Annotated in this window: 17 protein-coding genes and 1 tRNA gene; 5 read left to right on the forward strand and 13 right to left on the reverse strand. The window is 36.9% G+C overall.

Translation table 11 applies throughout. From position 1 onward, the window contains the following. Positions 1 to 56: 56 nt before the first annotated feature. Entirely contained in the window at positions 57 to 2,210 is a 2,154-nt protein-coding gene (locus CA265_08270; protein ID ARS39644.1) for an alpha-mannosidase, read from the forward strand. Between the two features lie 101 nt (positions 2,211 to 2,311). On the opposite strand, the gene CA265_08275 is transcribed toward CA265_08270, so the two are convergent. From CA265_08275 to CA265_08295, 5 genes are all read right to left on the reverse strand, one after another. After that, positions 2,312 to 5,617, reverse strand: a complete 3,306-nt coding sequence (locus tag CA265_08275) for a hypothetical protein (protein ARS39645.1) — start codon at positions 5,615 to 5,617, stop codon at positions 2,312 to 2,314. A gap of 9 nt (positions 5,618 to 5,626) precedes the next feature. Further along, the gene (locus CA265_08280; GenBank protein ID ARS39646.1) at positions 5,627 to 6,691 is read right to left on the reverse strand and encodes a hypothetical protein; all 1,065 of its coding nucleotides are present in this window, start codon (positions 6,689 to 6,691) and stop codon (positions 5,627 to 5,629) included. Between the two features lie 4 nt (positions 6,692 to 6,695). Then, positions 6,696 to 7,676, reverse strand: a complete 981-nt coding sequence (locus CA265_08285; protein ID ARS39647.1) for a hypothetical protein — start codon at positions 7,674 to 7,676, stop codon at positions 6,696 to 6,698. Positions 7,677 to 7,764: 88 nt separating this feature from the next. Next, a complete protein-coding gene (locus CA265_08290) occupies positions 7,765 to 8,751 on the reverse strand; it encodes a hypothetical protein (protein ARS39648.1) in 987 nt (328 codons plus the stop codon). Between the two features lie 679 nt (positions 8,752 to 9,430). Then, positions 9,431 to 9,841 carry a hypothetical protein gene (locus CA265_08295; GenBank protein ARS39649.1) on the reverse strand — a complete coding sequence of 137 codons (411 nt, stop codon included), beginning with the start codon at positions 9,839 to 9,841 and terminating at the stop codon, positions 9,431 to 9,433. 180 nt (positions 9,842 to 10,021) lie between these two features. On the opposite strand from CA265_08295, the gene CA265_08300 reads away from it, so the two are divergent. The 3 genes from CA265_08300 to CA265_08310 are packed head-to-tail and all read left to right on the forward strand — an operon-like array spanning position 10,022 to position 13,190. Then, positions 10,022 to 12,064 carry a hypothetical protein gene (locus CA265_08300; protein ID ARS39650.1) on the forward strand — a complete coding sequence of 681 codons (2,043 nt, stop codon included), beginning with the start codon at positions 10,022 to 10,024 and terminating at the stop codon, positions 12,062 to 12,064. Beyond that, complete coding sequence (locus CA265_08305; GenBank protein ARS39651.1) at positions 12,051 to 12,686, forward strand: DNA-binding response regulator; 636 nt, start codon at positions 12,051 to 12,053, stop codon at positions 12,684 to 12,686. The genes CA265_08300 and CA265_08305 overlap by 14 nt, the downstream gene beginning before the upstream one ends. Before the next feature lie 54 nt (positions 12,687 to 12,740). Beyond that, complete coding sequence (locus tag CA265_08310) at positions 12,741 to 13,190, forward strand: hypothetical protein (GenBank protein ID ARS39652.1); 450 nt, start codon at positions 12,741 to 12,743, stop codon at positions 13,188 to 13,190. A 72-nt stretch (positions 13,191 to 13,262) separates the two neighbouring features. Here CA265_08310 and CA265_08315 read toward each other — a convergent pair. The 3 genes from CA265_08315 to CA265_08325 form a co-directional block, all read right to left on the reverse strand. Continuing rightward, positions 13,263 to 13,335: transfer RNA gene (locus CA265_08315), tRNA-Lys, on the reverse strand. 180 nt (positions 13,336 to 13,515) lie between these two features. Further along, positions 13,516 to 14,214 carry a DNA mismatch repair protein MutT gene (locus CA265_08320; protein ARS39653.1) on the reverse strand — a complete coding sequence of 233 codons (699 nt, stop codon included), beginning with the start codon at positions 14,212 to 14,214 and terminating at the stop codon, positions 13,516 to 13,518. Between the two features lies 1 nt (position 14,215). Then, entirely contained in the window at positions 14,216 to 14,887 is a 672-nt protein-coding gene (locus CA265_08325) for a haloacid dehalogenase (protein ARS39654.1), read from the reverse strand. A 291-nt stretch (positions 14,888 to 15,178) separates the two neighbouring features. Here CA265_08325 and CA265_08330 point away from each other — a divergent pair, with 291 nt between their 5' ends. After that, positions 15,179 to 16,330 (forward strand): galactose-1-epimerase, encoded by a 1,152-nt coding sequence (locus tag CA265_08330; GenBank protein ARS39655.1) that lies wholly within the window; start codon positions 15,179 to 15,181, stop codon positions 16,328 to 16,330. A gap of 102 nt (positions 16,331 to 16,432) precedes the next feature. Here the strand turns inward: CA265_08330 and CA265_08335 are convergent, their stop codons facing one another. The 5 genes from CA265_08335 to CA265_08355 form a co-directional block, all read right to left on the reverse strand. Continuing rightward, positions 16,433 to 17,602: an alpha-hydroxy-acid oxidizing enzyme gene (locus tag CA265_08335; GenBank protein ARS39656.1), complete on the reverse strand. Its 1,170-nt coding sequence runs from the start codon at positions 17,600 to 17,602 to the stop codon at positions 16,433 to 16,435. Between the two features lie 258 nt (positions 17,603 to 17,860). Continuing rightward, on the reverse strand, positions 17,861 to 18,682 hold the full coding sequence (locus tag CA265_08340; protein ID ARS39657.1) for an amidohydrolase: 822 nt from the start codon (positions 18,680 to 18,682) through the stop codon (positions 17,861 to 17,863). A 10-nt stretch (positions 18,683 to 18,692) separates the two neighbouring features. After that, on the reverse strand, positions 18,693 to 19,022 hold the full coding sequence (locus CA265_08345) for an L-fucose mutarotase (GenBank protein ID ARS39658.1): 330 nt from the start codon (positions 19,020 to 19,022) through the stop codon (positions 18,693 to 18,695). A gap of 1 nt (position 19,023) precedes the next feature. Next, positions 19,024 to 19,878, reverse strand: a complete 855-nt coding sequence (locus tag CA265_08350) for an ureidoglycolate lyase (GenBank protein ID ARS39659.1) — start codon at positions 19,876 to 19,878, stop codon at positions 19,024 to 19,026. Positions 19,879 to 19,911: 33 nt separating this feature from the next. Beyond that, a complete protein-coding gene (locus tag CA265_08355; GenBank protein ARS39660.1) occupies positions 19,912 to 20,676 on the reverse strand; it encodes a short-chain dehydrogenase in 765 nt (254 codons plus the stop codon). Positions 20,677 to 20,808 lie beyond the last annotated feature (132 nt).

Here is a 20,808-nt window from a genome sequence, read left to right on the forward strand (position 1 = left end):
TGGATTTTAACAGATTTTATATATTTGATATCACACACTAAAACGTTTTATGTAAAATGAAATCGCTAACCAAATTTTTATTCCTAATCCTTTTTTTGAACCTAACGGACATTCATAATGTTCAAAGTCAGACGAAAGGCTCTTTTACGAAATATGTAAATACTTTTATCGGGACTGCTCCCTTAACTGACCCTAAAATTTTAGGTTATGAGCTGCCGCAGGGTTGGCGATCGTGGGCAGGTTTAACTTTTCCAGGCAGCTCGTTGCCTAACGCGATGGTGCAGTTGAGTCCGATTACCGAATTTGGATCTGGTGCCGGATACGAATATGAAGATGATACCATTTATGGCTTTGCGCACACCAATAAAGGGCATTGGAATTTATGTAATATTCCCGTTTTGCCATTATCCAATGCCACTGGTAAGTTCGGATCGAAGTTTTCGCACAAAAATGAAAGTTCAGCACCAGGTTTTTATCAGGTTTATCTTGATGACTATCAGGTAAATGTAAAGCTGACTTCGACTTTAAGATGTGGATTCCATCAATATGAATATAAAAATCCCAATAATAGACAGATTCTTTTCGACATGGGAAAGGCCAACAGCAGGGTTTCAACCTGGAATATCGAGCAAGTGGGTGCTTCTGCCATACAAGGCTTTCAGGGAGGGGAGAATATTTACTTCTACGCCACGGTAAACGCCAGGATTGAAAAACTGGATCAGACGGATGTAGGTAAACGCTCAGGTTATGCAATCATCCATTTGGCCGATGGCGGGGCGGCACCTGTAGAACTTAAAATCGGTTTATCGTTTGTGAGTGTGGCCAATGCCAAAGAAAACCTGGAACAAGAAATCGGCAATAAAAGCTTTACACAGATTCGTAATGAAGCTACTACAAAATGGGAAGCTCTTTTATCGACCATACAGGTAAAAGGAGGTACTGATAAGCAGAAACAAATGTTATATTCTTGTTTGTACCGCTCTTTTTTATGGCCAGCTTTACGCAGTGATGTAAACGGCGAATTTAAAGATGCAAAGCACAACGTAATGAAGGGCAATTTTAATTATTATACCGAACCTTCACTTTGGGATACCTATCGCAATAAAGATGTGCTGTTGGGCTTAATTACGCCAAAGGTTACATTAGATGTAATTAAATCGATGAAAGATGTAGGCGATAAAACTGGTTTCATCCCGACGTTTTTTCATGGTGACCATGGCGCCTCTTCTATTGCAGGCGCTTATTTGAGGGGGATAAATGATTTTGATATTAAAGGCACTTACCAGATTTTATTGCGTAATGCCAATGTAGATGGTGGTGCCCGTCCCTTTGTGAAAGAATATATCGAAAAGGGTTATATTTCTGATCCTGATGTCAAAAATCCACATGTTGAAACCAAAGCCAAAGCGGGCGTTTCTAAAACACTCGAATATGCTTATGATGACTATTCGCTGGCGCAAATTGCTAAAAAACTAGGCGACAGCAGTAATTATCGGATTTTAATGGCCCGATCAAAGAACTATAAAAATATGTTCGACCCCACTACGCGATTTATGAGGGGCAGATTAGAGAACGGCGACTGGATCAAACCTTTTAATCCGCAATACCCTTATTACGAATATATGTACAGAGAAGCCAATGCCTGGCAGGTTTCATTTTATGCCCCTCATGATATGAAAGGTTTGATTGAACTATATGGCGGTGCAAAGGGATTTGAATCCAAGTTAGATTCTTTGTTTACTTTACCCTGGAATCCAAAATATATCGCCAGGAATGTAGAAACCATGATTGGTCAGTATTGCCAGGGAAACCAGCCCGATCATGAAGCACCATTTGCCTATACTTTCATCGGAAAACCAGAAAAATCACAAAAAATCATCGATAAAATCCTGAATGAACTATACGGCATAGGCAACGATGGTTTGGCACTTTCGGGAATGGATGATGCGGGTGAAATGTCTGCCTGGTATGTATTCAGTTCTTTAGGTTTGTATCCATTTTCTGCAACTGATGCTGAATATTTGGTTACCGCTCCGCTGTTTGATGAAGTTAAATGGAATACCAGTACAGGGAAATTATTAACGATAACTAAACCTGGTAAGGGAAGGGGCATTTGCAATATTAAAGTGGACGGAAAAACAAATAATGGATATTTTATTTCTCACGATTTATTTAAGAACGGCGGTAAGGTAGAGATCGTTACGCGATAAGCTCACCTTATTTAGATTATACTCATTTATTTAATAAAATGTCATTTAAAAGCGACTTTCTAATAGGAAGTCGCTTTATTTATTTAAAATAATGACATCGTTTATTGAATAGGTTCTAATTTAGTAGGGTATAGATTTGAATAGTATTGAATATTACGCTCTTTTTGATTGTGGAAAAAAATGATGCCACCGGCATTGTTGTTATCGTAAATCAGGTGTATAAATTTATTGGTGAAAAATTTTCCTATATATTTTACGGAAGTTGATCGATATAGGATGTTTTTATTTTCTAGGTTTAAGATTATCAATTCATTTTGATTAGTATCAAAATTCTTTATAATTGCTACATTTTTTCCATCATCGCTAAGTGCTATTATATTTTCCAAATTGTAGGAAAGCGAGAAAATAAGATCAGAGTTTTTACTTACGGCTTCGCTATAGATTATTGTTGAAGTATTAATGTCTATTACTTTAAGCACTCCGTTTTTGTTTAGGTACATGCCCCTAGATCCATCATTTGAAAAAACATAGTTAAAATTTTCTGAAGTTTTTAATGTATTCTGACTCTTGACTCCATCGCAGAGGAAATGCGATGAAACATCAGCCAGATCTATAACAAACACTATACCTTTGCGGTTTCGGAAGCTAAATTTATTCGTGTTCCCTATCCACCTCACTATATCATTTAGCCGGATTGTTTTTTCACCCTCCCAAAACCGTCTTAGCAGTTTTTTGCTTTCTATCCTGCTTTTATGAACAAGATCATATACAAACAGGTCTTTGTTGCCCCTTAAAATTAATGCCTTGCTGCCATCTGGAGATACAATAATATCCGTCACATCAGAAAGTATTGTTTCGTAATTTTTGCCCTGATATGACATAATGGCCAGTGTTTTGTTTTTAAAACGGATAAGCAGCTTGTTTCTGTCGGCTATAGAAAACACATTTTCCACGCTTCCGAAAGTGGCTGATTTTACTGGTCTTTTAAAACCATTAAGCTGGTATAATTTTAATGTATCATTTGCTGGTCGTTTGAGCGCCATCATCTTATTATCACCCGATACCATGCAGATTTTTTTTAAATCCCTGGAACTAAATGTCTCTTTGCGTTTAATGATTTCTAATGGTAATGTTTTATGAAGGGCTAGATCGAATAAAGAGAGGTTCCCATCTGAATTAATAAAGGAAATAAACCTGGTATTCGATAGGAAGTCCATCTTAAAGTCTGTTATATTTGATAGTTTTTTATTTCCCTGTTTTACCACAAAATCGATCTGTGATCCGTTAATTTTACTAATATCTTTATTCGTTTTATCGTAAACATATATTATACTATCTTTAATATTGCGAAAGGCGATATACCTTTTGTCTGGAGAAACAAGTGTATTGGCGGCGGCCTGAGGATTGCCTTTTTTATCTTCAAATTTAAAGGCCTTTAGTTTTGAAAAAGATGGATCAAACTCCCATACAAAAAAAGATCCTGAAGACTGATGAACCAGAAAGCTATTTTGTTGAAATTGTTGAATGTTATCTCCACCCGAAATGTCGAAAAAGAATTTATCCGAAAGCAATGTCTCTATACTGTCTTTACGATTAACCAGGTAACGGTTATTTAGGTATTTTTCCCAATTCTGAAATGCATTATAATGGTTATTCTGTGCATAATCGTTTTCTGCCTGAGTAAGAAGTTCTTTATTCACCTTTTTATAGAGCTTAATAAGGCTATAAAGCGAAAATGCAAATAAGGCTATGCAGATTAATAAAAGCGTGTTTGCAATAATCCTCCTTTTCTCTGCTTTTATTTTTGCAACGATTGCCAGCTGTTCTGATCTTTGTGCAAGTTCAGTAGCCGCTTCCGCACGTTTCCGTTCCTCAATAGCAATAAGCCTTTGATTTTCGGCTTTATCTTTTAGCGCACTTGTGATTTTAAGAAGCTCTTTCTGTCTTGCAATTTCATTCTCTCTTTCATTAGCTTCTTTGGCAAGCAAGTCATCCCGTTCTTTGGTTTCCTGATCAAGCTGCTCTTTCTGTAATCTGATTTTTTTTGAAGTTTCAATCGGTTCAACGAGCTTGTCATGACTGAGTTCAAAGGTTACACCCCTGGGCGTATTTTCTGAACGGATAATACGTGCAGACAATAATCGGTCAATTAGACTTCTATCTCCGCCAAGTTTATTGATTAACTGACTTTCGAGCAGACTGGCTCTTTTTCCATCACTGATTAAATCATCCTCAATAACCCGGCGTGCCATTTCCTGCTTGCGAATATTTCCAATTTTAGAGAGTTGATCTATATAAAATTGATCGAGTATATTGGCAATATTTATTTCATGCAAAAATTCACTTTCGCTAAAAAAAAAGGGAATGTGCAGGTTTTTTATATTTAATGATTTAACTTTCTGTTCAATGTAATAACATACGATTTGCAGAAAAGAAGCATGGATCTCGTCGAATTTATTGGTTAACTCACTAATGATCAATTCAGTAATCTTTTGTGATATGATGATCGGTGGACTATAAAATGAATTAAAATATAGTTCAGATTGAGGAAGAGTGTAATTTTGTTGCCAATTTAAATCCAAAATGTTTTTTGAAATTTCTGCCTCATCAAGTAGGAGTAATTCATTTTTGTAAGGTAATAATGCAGGCCCATTTATAGCAAGTTTAGCATTTTTCGAATCAAAAAAGTTAATCTGGAATCGGTTACTCAAAATATTTGGGATGCTGCTATCCATTCTATCCATGAGAGAGAGCTTGTCGGATCTTATTGCAAAAAGTATCCTTATTGATGGCTGCTTATACCACTCTATTACAGGAATCCGATCTGTATCGCTAAGGTTTCCGATCCAGTCTAGTATACGCTTTGGTGAGAGTTCATGGGTAATTTCGGCCAGCTGATTAATGAAATCTGTCTCAACGTCATTACTATAACTAAAGAATTCTTCAAACTGGTCAAATATCAGTACAATATCGCAATTGGGGTTCTTTTCCTTAAGTTTACACTCGGCGAGTTTGATGTATTCCCAAATTTTAGGCTGATCACCATCGTAAATGATATCTTCTTTACGATAAATGATATCCAATTGCTTCAATTTAACTTCTATGCTTTTATAAAGCGTTTCGGCAGGATTAAGAAGTTCCTCTTCCTCATTCTCAACATCATCCTGGTTTAGATAATTTTGGTTTAATCTTATCCTGATAGGCAGAAAATGTGATAATTCTCTTTCTTTAATAAAAACGGTATTGAGCAGGGAACTTTTTCCCACGCCTGATGGGCCAAATAAAACATTAACCCGATTTACCATAATGAGTTTGGCAAGTTGATTGATTTCGGCATCCCTGCCAAAAAAAATCGCGGCATCTTCTTGCTCAAAAGAACGCAGCCCTGGAAATCTATCTCTTTTCATTTAATATTTTTATTGAAGGGCCACTAGTAAACGATAAACATCATTTTTAACGAATGACATGTTGTACTGGCGACGGTAATATTCCATATTTCTTTCAAGTAACGCCGATTTCATTTCTGTAAAAGCATAATTGCCTGGTTTGTTCCGCAGGTCAAGCACATTAAAAAGGATCTTCAGGTGCCATTCCTTAAAATCAAATCCTATAAAAATCCCATATCTATTTCTAATGATTTCCCTGATAAACTCAGGTATTGGTGGATTTTTCTGGTATATATTTTTAGTAAAATCTACTGCTTCTTTCTCTGTAAAAATGATCGAAGCAGGATTTTCAAAGGATCCAAAAATATTGTAAACAAAGGGTTTACCATTATCAACCGGGGGTGGGCTTTGGCTGTTAGACATATCATAAAACCCAGTTGAGTAATAAGCGGGAAATAGGTTTTCTAAGGTTGTATCCGGATTTGTATTGATAATGAGCGGGAAGTTAAGCTGCCTAATCCGATTAAAGGTGCCACTATTCAGGTCATTTTCTTCACTGATTTTTTTAGCTTTCCTTTCCGTATCGCCCGAAACGAATAAATCTCTTGTTTCAAAACGATCAATAAGATAGCTGAGATTATCCGTTTCGGTTTTGTCATATGAAATATCATATTTTTCCAAACTCTCAATTAGTTCATTCATGAAGAGATCGGAAAAAGGAATATTTTCGTTTCCGACGCTATACTTTAAAAAATGAGGTCCCAGAAAGAGTACACAATGCCCATTTCTGATTTCGGTTTTTAAGTGTTCTACTTGAGCTGTAAATGAGGCTCCTGCTAAATCAGCTTTAATTTCTTTGAGATGATCATTATTAGGTATTTTAATAACCATTACTTCAAGAAGCTTCATAAGCTGATTCAAACTATCCGCCCTTTTAATTATGTTAAACCACATGGTTGAGGCGGGACCTGTAAGGTCAATTTTAGATGCATCAATTTCAGCCTGGTCTAAAATGGGTAAAATCGGTTGCAGGAAAGGCCATTGTCTAGAAGAAAAAGCTACTAGCTGGTAAAATTGTTTATTGTTGAGCGCCATTCATTTATATTTTTAACCCTGAAATAACCTTTGATATGGCAATGCCTTCATTTCTTAACATTTTTTGAGGCACACCGGGTTCCACAAGAATTCCACCACTATGATGTAAACCAACCACTTCCCATTGCGAATTGAATACTGGTGCGCCTGAAGATCCAGGCTCTGTGTCAGTTAAATATTGTATAATATTTTCATCAGCATAGGTTACGATATTATTGTAAAGTGCAATTTGTTTATAACGGCCGCCAGGATGCTGAATGATGTTGACAAAATCTCCTTTTACACTCATGCCGTTTTTAAGTTTAAGCTTTCCAAATTGGGTATTTGCATCACCATCAATCCCGATCACCGTCCAGTCATCTTCTTTAGAAGTTTTGAAATAATCATCTGGGTTAAGCTTAAATAATTTGGCCTCCATGGCATTGCCATTTAAGGTTTCCTCATAGTTGAATGCTACATTAGCCAATCTTGCAGTGTCCTTATCCGCAATTACATGATGATTGGTTACCAAGAGATTATTGTCAATAAGAAATCCTGATCCAAGTTCGCTATGCGTTGTATAAGAAATCTCAATCCGCGCAACAGCTTTCGCAGCTATTAGTCCCTGCTCAAGAAATTTGATAGGAAGAAGAGAGCTTGTAGCACCCATAATTTTTTCGAGAACGTTTTCATCAAGCTTTTTCTTCCATGGTATACTATTGATATCAGGCCCCGTATTATAGTCTTGAAATCGCTCCTCTTTATAAGCCAGCAGGTATGGGTTTTCTGGAAAACTTTGTAAAACTGTATCAACCAATTGATCTACCTGGTTATTACTGTGTGCATAACGGAGTGCGCTATTCCATATTGCAAGCGATCCACCCATAAAATCAATCATACTGTAATCGATTTCTGCCCGGTCTAAAAACGTGATGATATTATTTGGTAGCGGTATTAGCAGTGCAAGTGCATCATTTAGCTGATTAAGTTTTTTGTCGCGGTACATAGTTATTAAATAATGTTTTGGTTCGCAATCCAATCGTAATTTTTCCCGATCTCAATGGGTAAAATTCATTTCGATTAAGCCCAATTGGTTATATGGCGTATTGTGATAGATTTTTTAATGTAACTGACCTTTCTTCTGGACCTTCAAGCATTTTAATAATTTGTTGTGTATCACTTTCAACCTGTTGATACAATTTGGTGCCATTTCTAAAAAGTAAATCCGGACTGGTAAGTACGGTTCGCTTAAAGAACAAAAGGGCGTCATTAACAACTTTTACATCACCTTTTTGGGTTTCTTCACGCAGCTTATTATAAGCCGTAGATACTTCAGGTATGTTGTACCAGTCATCTCTGTTTTTACTGGAAATAATCTCAATAACGATATAGGGGAAATTTTTAATTGCTTTCCCAGCTTTGTCGACTAACTTAAAATCATGCTCATCTATCCTGATATCGCCAATCTTAATATCATCCTTATCTGTTCCTATAACAACGAAATAGCCTGTTGAAGGATTTCTATACTGGATGTTAAGCCCTATTTCCAGGGTAGAATCTTTATCACTTCCTGTTAATAGTTTAACACCTGTTTCTAAGGGTTTGATATAGGGTAAGGCTGCACTCAGAAAGGAAACACCTCCAAGTACTGAAATATCGGTAAGCAAATTGATAAAGGGACCTGCAAGTTCTGCTTCTTTAATCGAAAATAATCCAACTTCGAGTTTTAATCCATCTCCACGGTAAGGTACAGGGCCAAGTAGTCTTTGATTAAGGTTAATAACCCGATCAATGTTAGCTGCATCAAGGCTTTTAAGCATACCAGGCGTGGTAAGTACATTGAAACTTGCTGTTTTTCCAGAAATGTTCGAAAGTTCGACATGACTATGAACTGTTGCATAGAACTTCGAAAGCCCCTTTCTTACATTAACAATGCGCATCGACTTAAGGTAAATCTCAATGTAATCATCATTCGGTACAAGTTCTATTGATTCTATATCACCAGGCGTTTGTTCCTTTGGCATACTGGAGTAGAACCAGTCTTTACTCTGCTTTTCAAAAATATCAGATAACCATCCCATAAATGTGTTGTTTAGATAATTTATATTAATTACTCTTATATGTGAAAAGTCATAAAGCATCTGGCGTTCCGGGACGAACAACGAACAATAATAAATTATGAAGCTAGGCTTTTCTTTATAAACCTAATGAGTTATAGGAGCTGAAACAATACTAATTGATGAGTATTTTTCAGTATACATATTTTATGAAAAGCGTGTAATAATGAATAGGAGTTAAGGCAAATTGGTGACATTTATGCTTTATCCTATTGATATAAATGACTCAAAGCCATTTGAGAAATAGAATCGCTTTTGCAGAATAATACAAAAGAATACTTGAATTATTTATAAAGAATAGAGGTAAGCTACCAATGAATAGGGAAAAGATCGGTTAAAGCTGTTATGGAGTGTTTGGTGGTTAACAGATTTTCTGTAATATCTCACTCGATCTGTTAAAAAAGGTAAGGTAGAGATTGGCACTAAATAGGATTAACCATGACCAAATATTAATCAATGTTAATCCTGCAATGGGGGAATTGCTGCGTCTGATTATCAGTTATTCAATAAAACCTGAATGTACATGTTAAATGAACATTCAGGTTTCAACAAGGTGATGGAGTAGCAATTAACTTTACAACGGTAATATTTATCGTTTATTAGCACCTATTGAAAATTCTGATCAACAATAGCTGTATATGAATTAATAAAGCAATTCGATTTTACTTTTAGTTAAATCTATGGTTTTGCCTACGGAGTAATCGACTGCTAACTTTGCAGAGAATGTTTTACCCGCCTGAACATCGGCTACATAACTATTTTCATCATAACCAGATCCATCAGTTGCTACAACTGTCAGTTTGAGTTTAACGGGATTAAGTGCATATTTTTCAACCGTATAATCAGTACCCGAAGTGTTCTTGATGTCAAAGTCAATTAAGACGGCCGATTGCGAAGTAAGGTTTTCCTGTTTGGTAATTTTAGCAGTGAAATTTGTCAGGGGGAACTTGTCATTTGACGGCGCATCATCCTTTTTTTTGCAGGATGCCAATAAAGTAACAACGAATAAGAAGGTAAATGCACTTGTTAACTGGGTTTTGAATAATTTTTTCATTGCGTAAATAATTTTTTATAGGTGAAATATTAATTACTCAAAGCTACAGGCACAAAATCGTAGCAGCAATGACTGGAAAAAGTCAATTTTTAACTAGCTGTTTTCAGCTATTTTTTAGATTTATTTTTATATGTAAGATTTTATCTTAAATATTGCGGCAAACCGGTTTGGTCATTCGCTATGAAAATAAAAATAGGCATCGTTTGCTTTTTGTTCGCTTTTAAGCTTTACGCACAAAGTCCTGCAAATAAGTTAAATTATGCAGATAGTATTACGCAGGTATTAAAAAAGCAGTTGCCCCCCAGCAGCAAGCGCTTCTCTGATAGTTTAGTGAACCTTACCAAACGCACCAAATCTGATAGCTTGAGGGCCCGTGTGTTTTTTAAACTGAGCTTCTATTGGCGCGATCTAAATCGTACTGTATCTGAGAAATATTTAACTGCCGGCTATAAGTATGGTGCTAAATTTCCCTACGTAAAAGCCGTTTATTACCATTACCTCGGGGCTTTTTATTATCCGGTTGACGCAGCAAAAAGTGAACTTAATTATATTGAAGCAGATAAACAGTTATCAAAATTTAATACAGAAGAGGCTTATTTTTTAAGGGCAAAAGGCTGGGGGAATTATGCCAATTTGCAGCAACAAAAAGGTGATGAACTGCTTATGGCAGAAATCCTGTTAAATAAATGCATCCCTTTAATAAAAAAAGCAGGAGTAAATGAGTTTCTGGCTAAGTATTATGAAGATCTGGCAACCGTATTTATGGATCAAAAGCAGTATGATAAGGCAGAAAAATATTTTCTCCTGGCTATTGCTACTTTCGAAAAAATAGAGTTATGGGATGTGGTTCATTTATACGATGCTTACATTGGTACGACAGAAAACTATTTGTTTAACAACAAAATAACGGAAGCCAAAAGAACTTTAGAAAAAGCTAAAAATCTGATGTCGAAATGTAACGACACTTTAAGCCATACGGAATATTATTTAGCAGAATGCATATTTTATAGAAAAACCAAAGCTTATGATCAGTCACTTCTAAGTGCAAATACCGGGCTTAAAATGGCAGTTAAAATAAACGACGATTACCAGGTAGAAGTGCTGAATATACAAAAATACAAAACGCTCATTGCGCAGGGCCATTACCAAAAAGCGGCTGTTCTCATCGAAGATATCGTTCGGAAAAACAGTTCAAAATCGCCAACAAATATCTTAGCCTGCTTTTTTGACCTGTCGGAAGTATATGATAAAATGGGAAATCCTAATACCGCCTATTTCTGGCTCAAAAAATATAGTGTTTTAAATGATAGCTTAAATAAGCAAGAGGTTTTGAGAAAAATTAATGCTTTAGAAATAAAGTTTAAAACAGCGGAAAATGAAAAGACAATTATGAACCTCAACGCTGAAAATGAGAAAACAAAACTCATTACAAAAAACAGCAGGTTAGTAAACTGGCTTTTAGTTTTAACCTGTGTGTTTTTATCCATTCTGGCAATTGTGGGTTGGTTCTTCTTTCGCAACAGTAAAAAACTGGCTTTGCAAAAAGATTTAAATCATCAGCAAGATCTTAAAGATATTTATAGTCAGCAACACATTCAATTGGTAGAGGTCATGTTAAATGCAAAAGAAGATGAACAAAACAGAGTAGCTAGAGATTTGCATGATGGCGTTGGTGGTATGCTGGCGGTTTCAAAAATGAACCTCGCACACTACATTAATGAAAGTAAAAATAACGATTCAGACCTCTACAATGTGACGGTTCACCTGGAAAACACAATGAAAGAACTCAGGCGTGTAGCGCATAACATGATGCCCGAAATGCTGATCAGACTGGGCCTGGAGGCTTCGCTAAGGGATCTGTGCGAATCAATAGCTTCGGATCGTTTAAAGGTTGATTTTCAATGCCTGGGCATTAGCGATCACCTAAAATCACGCGAGCAAATCAATATCTACCGCATTGTGCAGGAAGCCATGGCCAATGTGGCAAAACATTCCCATGCTAAAAACCTGTTGCTGCAATGTTCTCAAAATAAAAACATATTTTTCATTACCATTGAAGATGATGGGAAAGGTTTTGATACCCGTCATATCGACACTGCTGATGGGATAGGGGTTCGGAATATAAAAAGCCGGGTTGAGTACCTAAAAGGAAAAATTGAAATTTTATCGCAGGAAAATAAAACCGGCACATCCATTAATATAGAATTGTATGTTACAGCCTAAAACCACCATAGCCATAGTAGACGATCACCCGATCATAATAGAAGGGTTGGTTAAGTTGTTGCATAAAACATCCTCTTTTGAAATTGTTGGTGGTTTTACCAGTGGACAAGCGTTTATTGATGCTTTAAAAATAACGCCCATAAAAATTGTTTTATTGGATATTATACTGCCTGATATTAGCGGGATAGAGATATGCAAGGAAATCAAAGCCATTTCTCCCGGTACTGTGGTTTTGGCTTTTAGCAATCATCAGGAAAGGAGTGCCATTATGAAAATGTTAGCCAATGGTGCCAATGGATACATCCTTAAAGATGCACCTATTGATGAAATTGTGAATTGTATTAACATGGCTTTAAACGGGCATATTGCTTTTAGCAAAGCGATAAGTGAAATTATTTCGCGACCACCTTTAGACGGGCATCAGGGTATCGCCAACCTGACTGTACGTGAAAAAGAAATTCTAAAGCTGATTGCCACAGGTTTAAATACAAATGGCATAGCAGAACGATTGTTTTTAAGCAAGTTCACCGTAGAAAACCATAGGAAAAATCTATTGCAAAAAATGAAAGCCAAAAATGTAGCCGATTTAATGCGGATAGCCACCCAGGGCGGTTTACTTTAATTATCCCGCTAATATATTTACCTTTTTTACTTAATCCTTCAGCATTTATCTGTAATGATTAAATACCGCCCGGCCACTGCTGCAGACTTTGAACTCACTTTACAGCTGAAGGCTCATTCCATAAAGCCTTATATCTCTGAAATTTGGGGCTGGGATGATGCTGTGCAGCTTGAATACCATAAGCATGATTTTGTGGCGGAGCACATGCAAATTATACTGGATCGGCACGATCAGGAAATAGGATTGATCGATAAGGTAGAGACCAGAAAATTAATTTTTATTAAAAGCATATTGATTGATCATTCAGTTCAGCGAAGTGGTATTGGAACTAAGGTGATGAACGATATTATACAACACGCGCTTTTAGCTGATAAACCTATCGAACTTCAGGTTTTTAAAATTAATATTATCGCAAAGAAGTTTTATCAAAAACTGGGCTTTATAATTAAAGGGCATACAGCGCTACATTATCAAATGATTTATAAAAACGGAGAAATTGTATAATGTTGCAATATCTGATGATTTATAAGGATAGATTTAAAACAAAAAAGCCTTACATCTCTGTAAGGCTTTCTGTGATCCCGCTGGGATTCGAACCCAGGACCACTACATTAAAAGTGTAATGCTCTACCAGCTGAGCTACGGAATCATTTCCTTTTGTTTAAGGAGGTGCAAATATAGGGATTTATCTTTTTCTTGCAAACATTTTTTGAAAATGTTTTTGATGTTTTTTCCGTTGTTTAAAACGGGTTGTTCTAACTGCTTGATTTTAAATTTTCTATGCTTAAAAATAAGCTTAAAATTTATTTTAACCCATCAGCAATCATCACTATTTACTTGCTTTAGGAATAAAATTAAGGAAAGACTGGAACTGTGCTTTGTGTTTATTCCTATCCAGTTTAAAATAAAAAGCTCCTCGGCGTGAACTTGATTTATCCTTATCCGTCTGTTTAATCAATAATCCACTGGCAGTAATCTTGCGGATAAAGTTCCGGTTATCTATTGGCGAATCGTAAACCTGCTCATATAAAGCCTGTAATTGCGGTATCGTAAATCGTTTTGGTAAAAGCTCAAATAAAATAGGATGGAGGGCGGCCTGATAACGGATTTTATCCATTGCAGCCTTAACCATCATATCGTGGTCAAAAATTAATTCCGGAACTTCTTTTAACTTAAACCATTCGGCATGGTACTGATCATTGATCTGTTTACTGTATTTATTAATATCGATCAGTGCGAAATAGACTACCGAAACCGTACGTTCGATCGGATCCCGATCCGGACTACCATAAGCATGAAGTTGTTCCAGGTAAACGTCATGTAATCCCGTTAACTCTAATAAAATCCTTTTGGCAGCGCCATCAAGATCTTCTCGCTCACCAATAAAACCACCCATTAAACTCCATTGATCTTTTACAGGCTCTATTGCCCTTTTTATCACCAGAAGTTTTAGCTGATCGCCGTCATAACCAAAAATAATGCAGTCGACTGCAACAAGAACAGGTTTTTGATTTAAATATTTTCCCATGTTAAAATAGCCTATTTAATTTAGCATCGTTATAATCTGTAATATAACCTAAGATATTCGGATAACCTTCAAATTCTTCGATTGTATGTGTGGTGTTTAATACCATGCAGGGCATGCCTGCATTTAATGCCGATTCTACACCTTTGGGTGCATCTTCGAAAACCAGACAATTGGCTGGTGCAATATTTAATGCTGCCGCGGCCTTTAAAAAAGTTTCAGGATCTGGTTTGCTTGTTTTTACATCATCTGCACTCACTATGGCATCCAGATAATGACGGATATTTAAGCCATCGATTACAAAATCTATATTAAAAGGTATTGCAGCAGATCCGATCGCCATGGGAATGTGAGCTTGTTTTGTGCGCTCCAAAAAGACATCCAGTCCTTCAATCAGCGCCAAATGCGGCAGGTAACCTTCCTGATAACGCTTTTCTTTATCAATAGAAAGGCGTTCTATTTCTTCGGCGTTAAATTTATCTTTTCCGAAAACGCGTTCTAAAACTTCGTGGTTTTTACCATACATTTCTTTTTTTACGCTTTCGTAATCAAGTTTAGCACCTAAATCTTCCGTCATGATGCTATACCAGGCTAACGTATGGTATTCCATATCATTAATCATCGTACCGTTCAAATCAAAAAGAAAAGCCTTTGGCTTGAAATTTAAGTTATGCATATGGCTGCTAAATTATGTGATTTTTTTTACTGTTGGGAATCCTCGCCGATATTATGAAAAATAATAAGTATAATCGTTACTTTAACGTTAATAATTTTTTCCTACATTAGCCTTAACCAAAAATAAATCAATATGAAGCCCTGTCTGCTTTTTGTATGCAATTGGAGATCCGTTTTCACCAATTTTAATCCATGAAACCGAGCTTGTGGGTTCTTGAACTCATAAAGGGAATAAAACACCAGTGAAAAATCATGACAGCTTCATCACACACGAAAACAAAATTTTAAACAGATGAAAAAAAAAATCTTTAAGGCATTGCCCTTCGCTACGCTATGCTTAGCCATTTCTTTTACTTCTTGTAATCCTAAATCGGATAAAGGGGCGGCAACAACCGAACAAAGTGATTCATCAAAATACACCAGCACCATTGATGGGAAAAGTGTTAACCTGTATACTTTGAAAAACAAACAAGGTGCTTCGGTTTCTATTAGCAATTATGGCGGGAGGGTAGTTTCGCTTTTGGTGCCTGATAAAAATAATAAGTTAACCGATGTGGTTTTAGGCTACGATAGCGTAGGTGCCTACCGCAAAAAAGGTGAACCATTTTTTGGTGCCTTAATTGGCAGATACGGAAACCGTATTGGTAAGGGTAAATTTAACCTGGAAGGAAAAGAATATACTTTACAACTTAACGATGGTGTGAATACTTTGCATGGCGGTACAGATGGTTTTTTCGCTAAAGTTTGGGAGGCTAAACAATTAGATGGACAAAAACTGGAGCTGAGTTATGTTTCAAATGATGGTGAAGCAGGTTATCCCGGAAAACTGGATGTTAAAGTAACTTACACTTTAACGGATGATAATGCCTTACAAATTGATTATTTAGCCACTACTGATAAAACGACTGTGGTGAATTTAACCAATCATGCTTATTTTAACTTAAACGGTGAGGGTAATGAAACGATTTTAGATCACGAATTGACAATTGATGCCAACGCCTATACACCGGTAGATTCTACCCTTATTCCAACAGGTAAATTACAACCTGTAGTTGGAACCGCTTTCGATTTCAATAAAGCCAAAACAATCGGGAAATCGATTGAGGAAAATGATCAGCAGTTAAAATTCGGAAAAGGTTACGACCATAATTTTGTATTGACCCACCATGATGGCAAAACACCTGTAGCAATTGTAAAAAGTCCGGTTACAGGAATCATAATGGAAGTTTACACGGTTGAACCAGGATTACAGTTTTATAGCGGAAACTTTTTAACGGGCGCTGATAAAGACGGTAAAGGTGGAAAATCATATCCTCACCGTTCCGCTTTCTGTTTAGAAACACAACATTTTCCTGATGCACCAAATCATGCAAATTTTGCATCGACAGTGCTTAAACCAGGTGAAACTTATAAAACGAGTACTACTTACAAGTTTTTGAAATAACCATACTTAAAAAAATCGACTAAGATCATTATCGAATTTGAAACAAAAAAAGCAAGACCTGAAGTCTTGCTTTTTTTGTTTATGTTACCTGCAAATTCGGCTTTAAGGGTTTAATAACCGATCAGGAAATTGTGTAATTTTCTCAATGGTTAATTGTTGCATAATCTGGTATAAATGAGTTTTGAACATATTGATAGTATGATCGCCTCCTTCATTACCTAAAGCACCAACTCCATACATAAAAGGCCGACCCATAAAGTTGAATTCAGACCCAACGGCATGCGCTCTGGCTAAATCAACGCCTGAACGAATACCACCATCCAACATGATCTTCAATTTTGATTTGTATATTGGATTATTCGTCATTTTGATCAGCGAATTGATTGAAGATTCGCCTGCATCAATTTGTCTGCCACCATGATTGGAAACAATTACACCATCAGCACCGATCTGGATAGCAGCCTGCATATCTTCATCAGTGGTGATTCCCTTCAATATTAAAGGTCCTTTCCACAGATCACGAATGGCAGAAACCTTTTCAATATCAACCTTACCGGTAAAGGTTCGGTTCATGAATTGGCCCAGCTGCGACATGTCCATTCCTTTTTCCATATAAGGCTTTAAGGTAGCAAATGATGGAATGCCATGTTGAAGCGTTTTAATTCCCCATAGCGGACGGGCAAAAGCCTGCAAAATATTATTGATCGACATTTTTGGTGGAATAGATAAACCACTCTTAATTTCTTTATATCGTAAACCAAATGCAGGCACATCTACCAGAACAACCAATACCGGACATTCAACAGCTTTTAAACGATTTAAGATATCATCTCTCAATCTATCCTCCGTAGGGTGGTACAGTTGAAACCAGGCTTTTCCTTCAGATACTTCGGCTATTCGTTCGATACTACTGGTGGATACGGTACTTAATGTATAAGGAATATCGGCTTTAGCAGCAGCCCTGGCTAAAATTTCAGGTGCATTAGGCCACATCAAACCCTGCAAGCCAATCGGAGATATCCCAAATGGTGCACTGTAACGACGGCCAAATAATTCAACGGACATGTCGATATCTCCACCAACACGTAAGTAATTCGGTTTAAGGTAAATATTGTCGAAGTCGCTCTCGTTTCTCGATAAATTAAGTCCCTCATTACAACCACCCTCCAGGTAGTCAAAAGCAAATTTAGGAATCCTTGATTTCGCCTTTTTTCTTAAGTCGGCTACAGAAGGGAATTGAGGATTGTAAGGGAATATAATCTTTTTACTCATTTTTAAATATTGTATTGGTCAGATCTGTTTTAACATGCGAAAACTAATACTTTATATTATATTTTCCATCCTGCTCTATCTGCTATTTTGTAATTATCGTTTCTGCCTGCGCTCTTTTCCAGGCAAGCGCACAAATATTTCTTTTGATATTGTCCTGCTGTCTCGAATGTTCAGGATCAGCATATTTCATGTTTGTTCTGTTTACTAATTTAATGGATCCTGAAACAAGCTCAGGATGACGGGCGTTTAAAAATTAGACTAAACTCCATAAAAAGCCTTAGCATTATCGCTAAAGATTAGTTTCTTTTCAGCTGCAGAGAATTGCCCGGTGTACTTCGTAACTAAATTAAACCAATCCTGATAAGGTCTGCTGAGCAACACAACCGGCCAATCGCTGCCATACATGATCCTTTCAGTACCAAAATGTTCAAATACGACATCAAAACAATTAAAAAGCTCTTTTTCGGTCCATTTTTTCCAGTCTGCTTCAGTAAGTAAACCCGATACTTTACAAAGCACATTTGGATTTGCTGCCAGTATTTTGATATTTTCAGACCAGGATTTTATCTCCTGACTTTTCACATCCGGCTTGCCGCAATGGTCTAATACAAATGGCTGATCAGGAATTTGATCAACCATTTTGATGATATCAGCTAATTGATCGTGATAGCACAATAAATCGTAAGTGTAATGGTATTTTTTCAGGAGATTAACGCCGGCGATAAACTTTTTGTTCAGGATAAAATCGGCGTTTTCGGCTTGCAAGATATGTCGCCAGCCCTTAATCTTTTTAAAATTGCTCCAGTAAGTTAAACGTTCGTCTAAATTAGGATCGAGTAAATCCACCCAGCCCACAATACCTTTAACCATTTCATTTTCTTCAGCCAGCGATAACAGAAAACGGTTTTCTTCTTCCGACTGGCTGGCCTGCACGGCAATACATCCTGTAATTTGAAGATCGTGATATACCGCCGTAAGATCTTTTGGAGAAAAATCATGACGGATAGCCGGCATCTCTTCATTTATCCAGCTATCTCTAACCGGATCGAAATTCCAAAAATGTACGTGTGTATCAATCATAAAAAGCGTTTTAAAGTTTAAATATCTGATCCATTAACATCCATTTTTCACCTGGTTTTGAACCTGGCAGTGCCTGCTGGAATTTCCACATTAAATTTTCCCATTCCTGTACTTTTGGATTGGTTAAATCAGCTTTTCCTTTTTCTTCAAAAGAAAAATCCGCATTCACTTCCATAATCATGAACAACCGGTTCCCTAATAAATAGATTTCCATGTCCTCAATGCCAGAAGAAGTAATACTTTCTTTAATTTCGGGCCAAACTGATTGATGATACTGCTTATATTCTTCGATAAGCTTTTCATCATTGACAAGATCGAGCGTTAAGCAGTATCTTTTCATATTAATTTCCGCTGTAAGCCTTAGCTGTTTGTTTGCTTGTACCTAAGCCATCAATACCTAATTCTACCACATCACCAGCTTTTAAATACCATGGTTCAGGTTTTTGACCTAAGCCTACACCGGCAGGTGTTCCGGTTGTAATTACATCGCCTGGCAAAAGCGTCATAAACTGGCTGATGTAAGCAATCATGAACGGAACATTAAAAATCAGGTTTGAGGTATTACCATCCTGCATGGTTTTTCCGTTTACAGTTAACCAAAGGCGAAGATTGTGCACATCGGCAATTTCGTCCTGGGTAGCAATAAATGGCCCAATCGGTGCGAAGGTATCGCAGCTTTTTCCTTTTACCCACTGTCCGTTTCTTTCGATCTGGAACTCACGCTCACTATAATCGTTATGCAAAACATAACCGGCAATGTGGTCTAATGCGTTTTCTTCAGTAACATAGCTTGCCTTTTTGCCAATCACAATAGCCAGTTCTACTTCCCAGTCGGTTTTTTTACTGTTTTTTGGAATGATTAGATCATCATTAGGCCCAACAATCGCTGAAGTAGCTTTGAAGAACAAAATGGGCTCTGATGGGATAGGGGCATTGGTTTCTGCCGCATGGTCTTTATAGTTTAAGCCTACACAGATTATTTTTGAAGGACGGGCTAATGCCGGGCCAAGACGCACACCTTTATCTACCTGAGGTAAATCAGCAGATTGAACAGCGGTCTTTAATTTCTCCAGGCCATCGCCGCCAAAAAATTCTTCGTTATAATCTTTAACCAATGCTGAAACATCGAAATAATTATCGTTTATAATTACGCCTGGTTTTTCAGCTCCGGCTTCGCCAAATCGTATTAATTTCATTATAAAATTCTTTATGGTATTTGAAAATATTTATTAATTATTTAAGGTAGTAAATCCACCATCAATCGGATAATCACAGCCAGTAATAAAAGATGCTTCGTCGCTACACAGGTATAAAGCAAGCGCACCCACTTCTTCTGGTTTGGCCATTCTGCCTATAGGTTGTGTTTTAGAAAGTTTTTCGAACATTTCAGGGATATTATCCGGATAGTTCTTCTGTAAGAAACCATCTACAAATGGCGTATGAACCCTCGCCGGTGAAATAGAGTTACACCTGATGTTTTCGCCAATATAATCTTTCGCTACACTCATGGTGATTGCTTTTACAGCGCCTTTTGCAGCGCTATAAACAAAACGATCGGGAAGGCCGATTAATGCGGCAATTGAAGCCATATTGATAATAACACCTCCACCTGATAAACGGATCTGCGGAATAGCCGCGTGTAAGCAGTTATAAACCCCTTTTACGTTTACCCGCATCACGCGGTCAAAATCAGCTTCATCAGTTGTGTCGGCTTTTCCGATATGCGCAATACCTGCGTTATTAATCAGGATATTGATATTTCCGATTTCGTTAAAAACTGCTGCAACCGCCTGGTGATCTGAAACATCACAACCATAGCTGAAAGCCACTCCACCATTTGTCTTAATTTCATCTAAGGTATCCTGCGCGTGTTCTGTTCCTAATTCGATGATGTGAACCTCAGCACCTTGTTTGGCTAAAATAGTCGCAATAGCTTTTCCAATGCCGCTTCCTCCGCCTGTAACTACGGCTTTTTTGTTTTTTAGTGAAAACATGTATATGATTGGTTATAAATTATAATTGATTAGAATACAAATAAAATAAATATTCTTGATTAAAAATTTTATCTTCTTGTCTAAATATTAACAGATATTGTCATACGCCGTAACGAATGTTCAAATGGCCTT

It is taken from the genome of Sphingobacteriaceae bacterium GW460-11-11-14-LB5, assembly GCA_002151545.1.
In the GTDB taxonomy this organism is placed as follows: domain Bacteria; phylum Bacteroidota; class Bacteroidia; order Sphingobacteriales; family Sphingobacteriaceae; genus Pedobacter.

Coding starts and splice junctions, on each gene's coding strand:
- CA265_08270 (ARS39644.1), top strand. CDS start 57: ATGAAATCGCTAACCAAATTTTTATTCCTAATCCTTTTTTTGAACCTA.
- CA265_08275 (ARS39645.1), bottom strand. CDS start 5,617: ATGAAAAGAGATAGATTTCCAGGGCTGCGTTCTTTTGAGCAAGAAGAT.
- CA265_08280 (ARS39646.1), bottom strand. CDS start 6,691: ATGGCGCTCAACAATAAACAATTTTACCAGCTAGTAGCTTTTTCTTCT.
- CA265_08285 (ARS39647.1), bottom strand. CDS start 7,676: ATGTACCGCGACAAAAAACTTAATCAGCTAAATGATGCACTTGCACTG.
- CA265_08290 (ARS39648.1), bottom strand. CDS start 8,751: ATGGGATGGTTATCTGATATTTTTGAAAAGCAGAGTAAAGACTGGTTC.
- CA265_08295 (ARS39649.1), bottom strand. CDS start 9,841: ATGAAAAAATTATTCAAAACCCAGTTAACAAGTGCATTTACCTTCTTA.
- CA265_08300 (ARS39650.1), top strand. CDS start 10,022: ATGAAAATAAAAATAGGCATCGTTTGCTTTTTGTTCGCTTTTAAGCTT.
- CA265_08305 (ARS39651.1), top strand. CDS start 12,051: ATGTTACAGCCTAAAACCACCATAGCCATAGTAGACGATCACCCGATC.
- CA265_08310 (ARS39652.1), top strand. CDS start 12,741: ATGATTAAATACCGCCCGGCCACTGCTGCAGACTTTGAACTCACTTTA.
- CA265_08320 (ARS39653.1), bottom strand. CDS start 14,214: ATGGGAAAATATTTAAATCAAAAACCTGTTCTTGTTGCAGTCGACTGC.
- CA265_08325 (ARS39654.1), bottom strand. CDS start 14,887: ATGCATAACTTAAATTTCAAGCCAAAGGCTTTTCTTTTTGATTTGAAC.
- CA265_08330 (ARS39655.1), top strand. CDS start 15,179: ATGAAAAAAAAAATCTTTAAGGCATTGCCCTTCGCTACGCTATGCTTA.
- CA265_08335 (ARS39656.1), bottom strand. CDS start 17,602: ATGAGTAAAAAGATTATATTCCCTTACAATCCTCAATTCCCTTCTGTA.
- CA265_08340 (ARS39657.1), bottom strand. CDS start 18,682: ATGATTGATACACACGTACATTTTTGGAATTTCGATCCGGTTAGAGAT.
- CA265_08345 (ARS39658.1), bottom strand. CDS start 19,022: ATGAAAAGATACTGCTTAACGCTCGATCTTGTCAATGATGAAAAGCTT.
- CA265_08350 (ARS39659.1), bottom strand. CDS start 19,878: ATGAAATTAATACGATTTGGCGAAGCCGGAGCTGAAAAACCAGGCGTA.
- CA265_08355 (ARS39660.1), bottom strand. CDS start 20,676: ATGTTTTCACTAAAAAACAAAAAAGCCGTAGTTACAGGCGGAGGAAGC.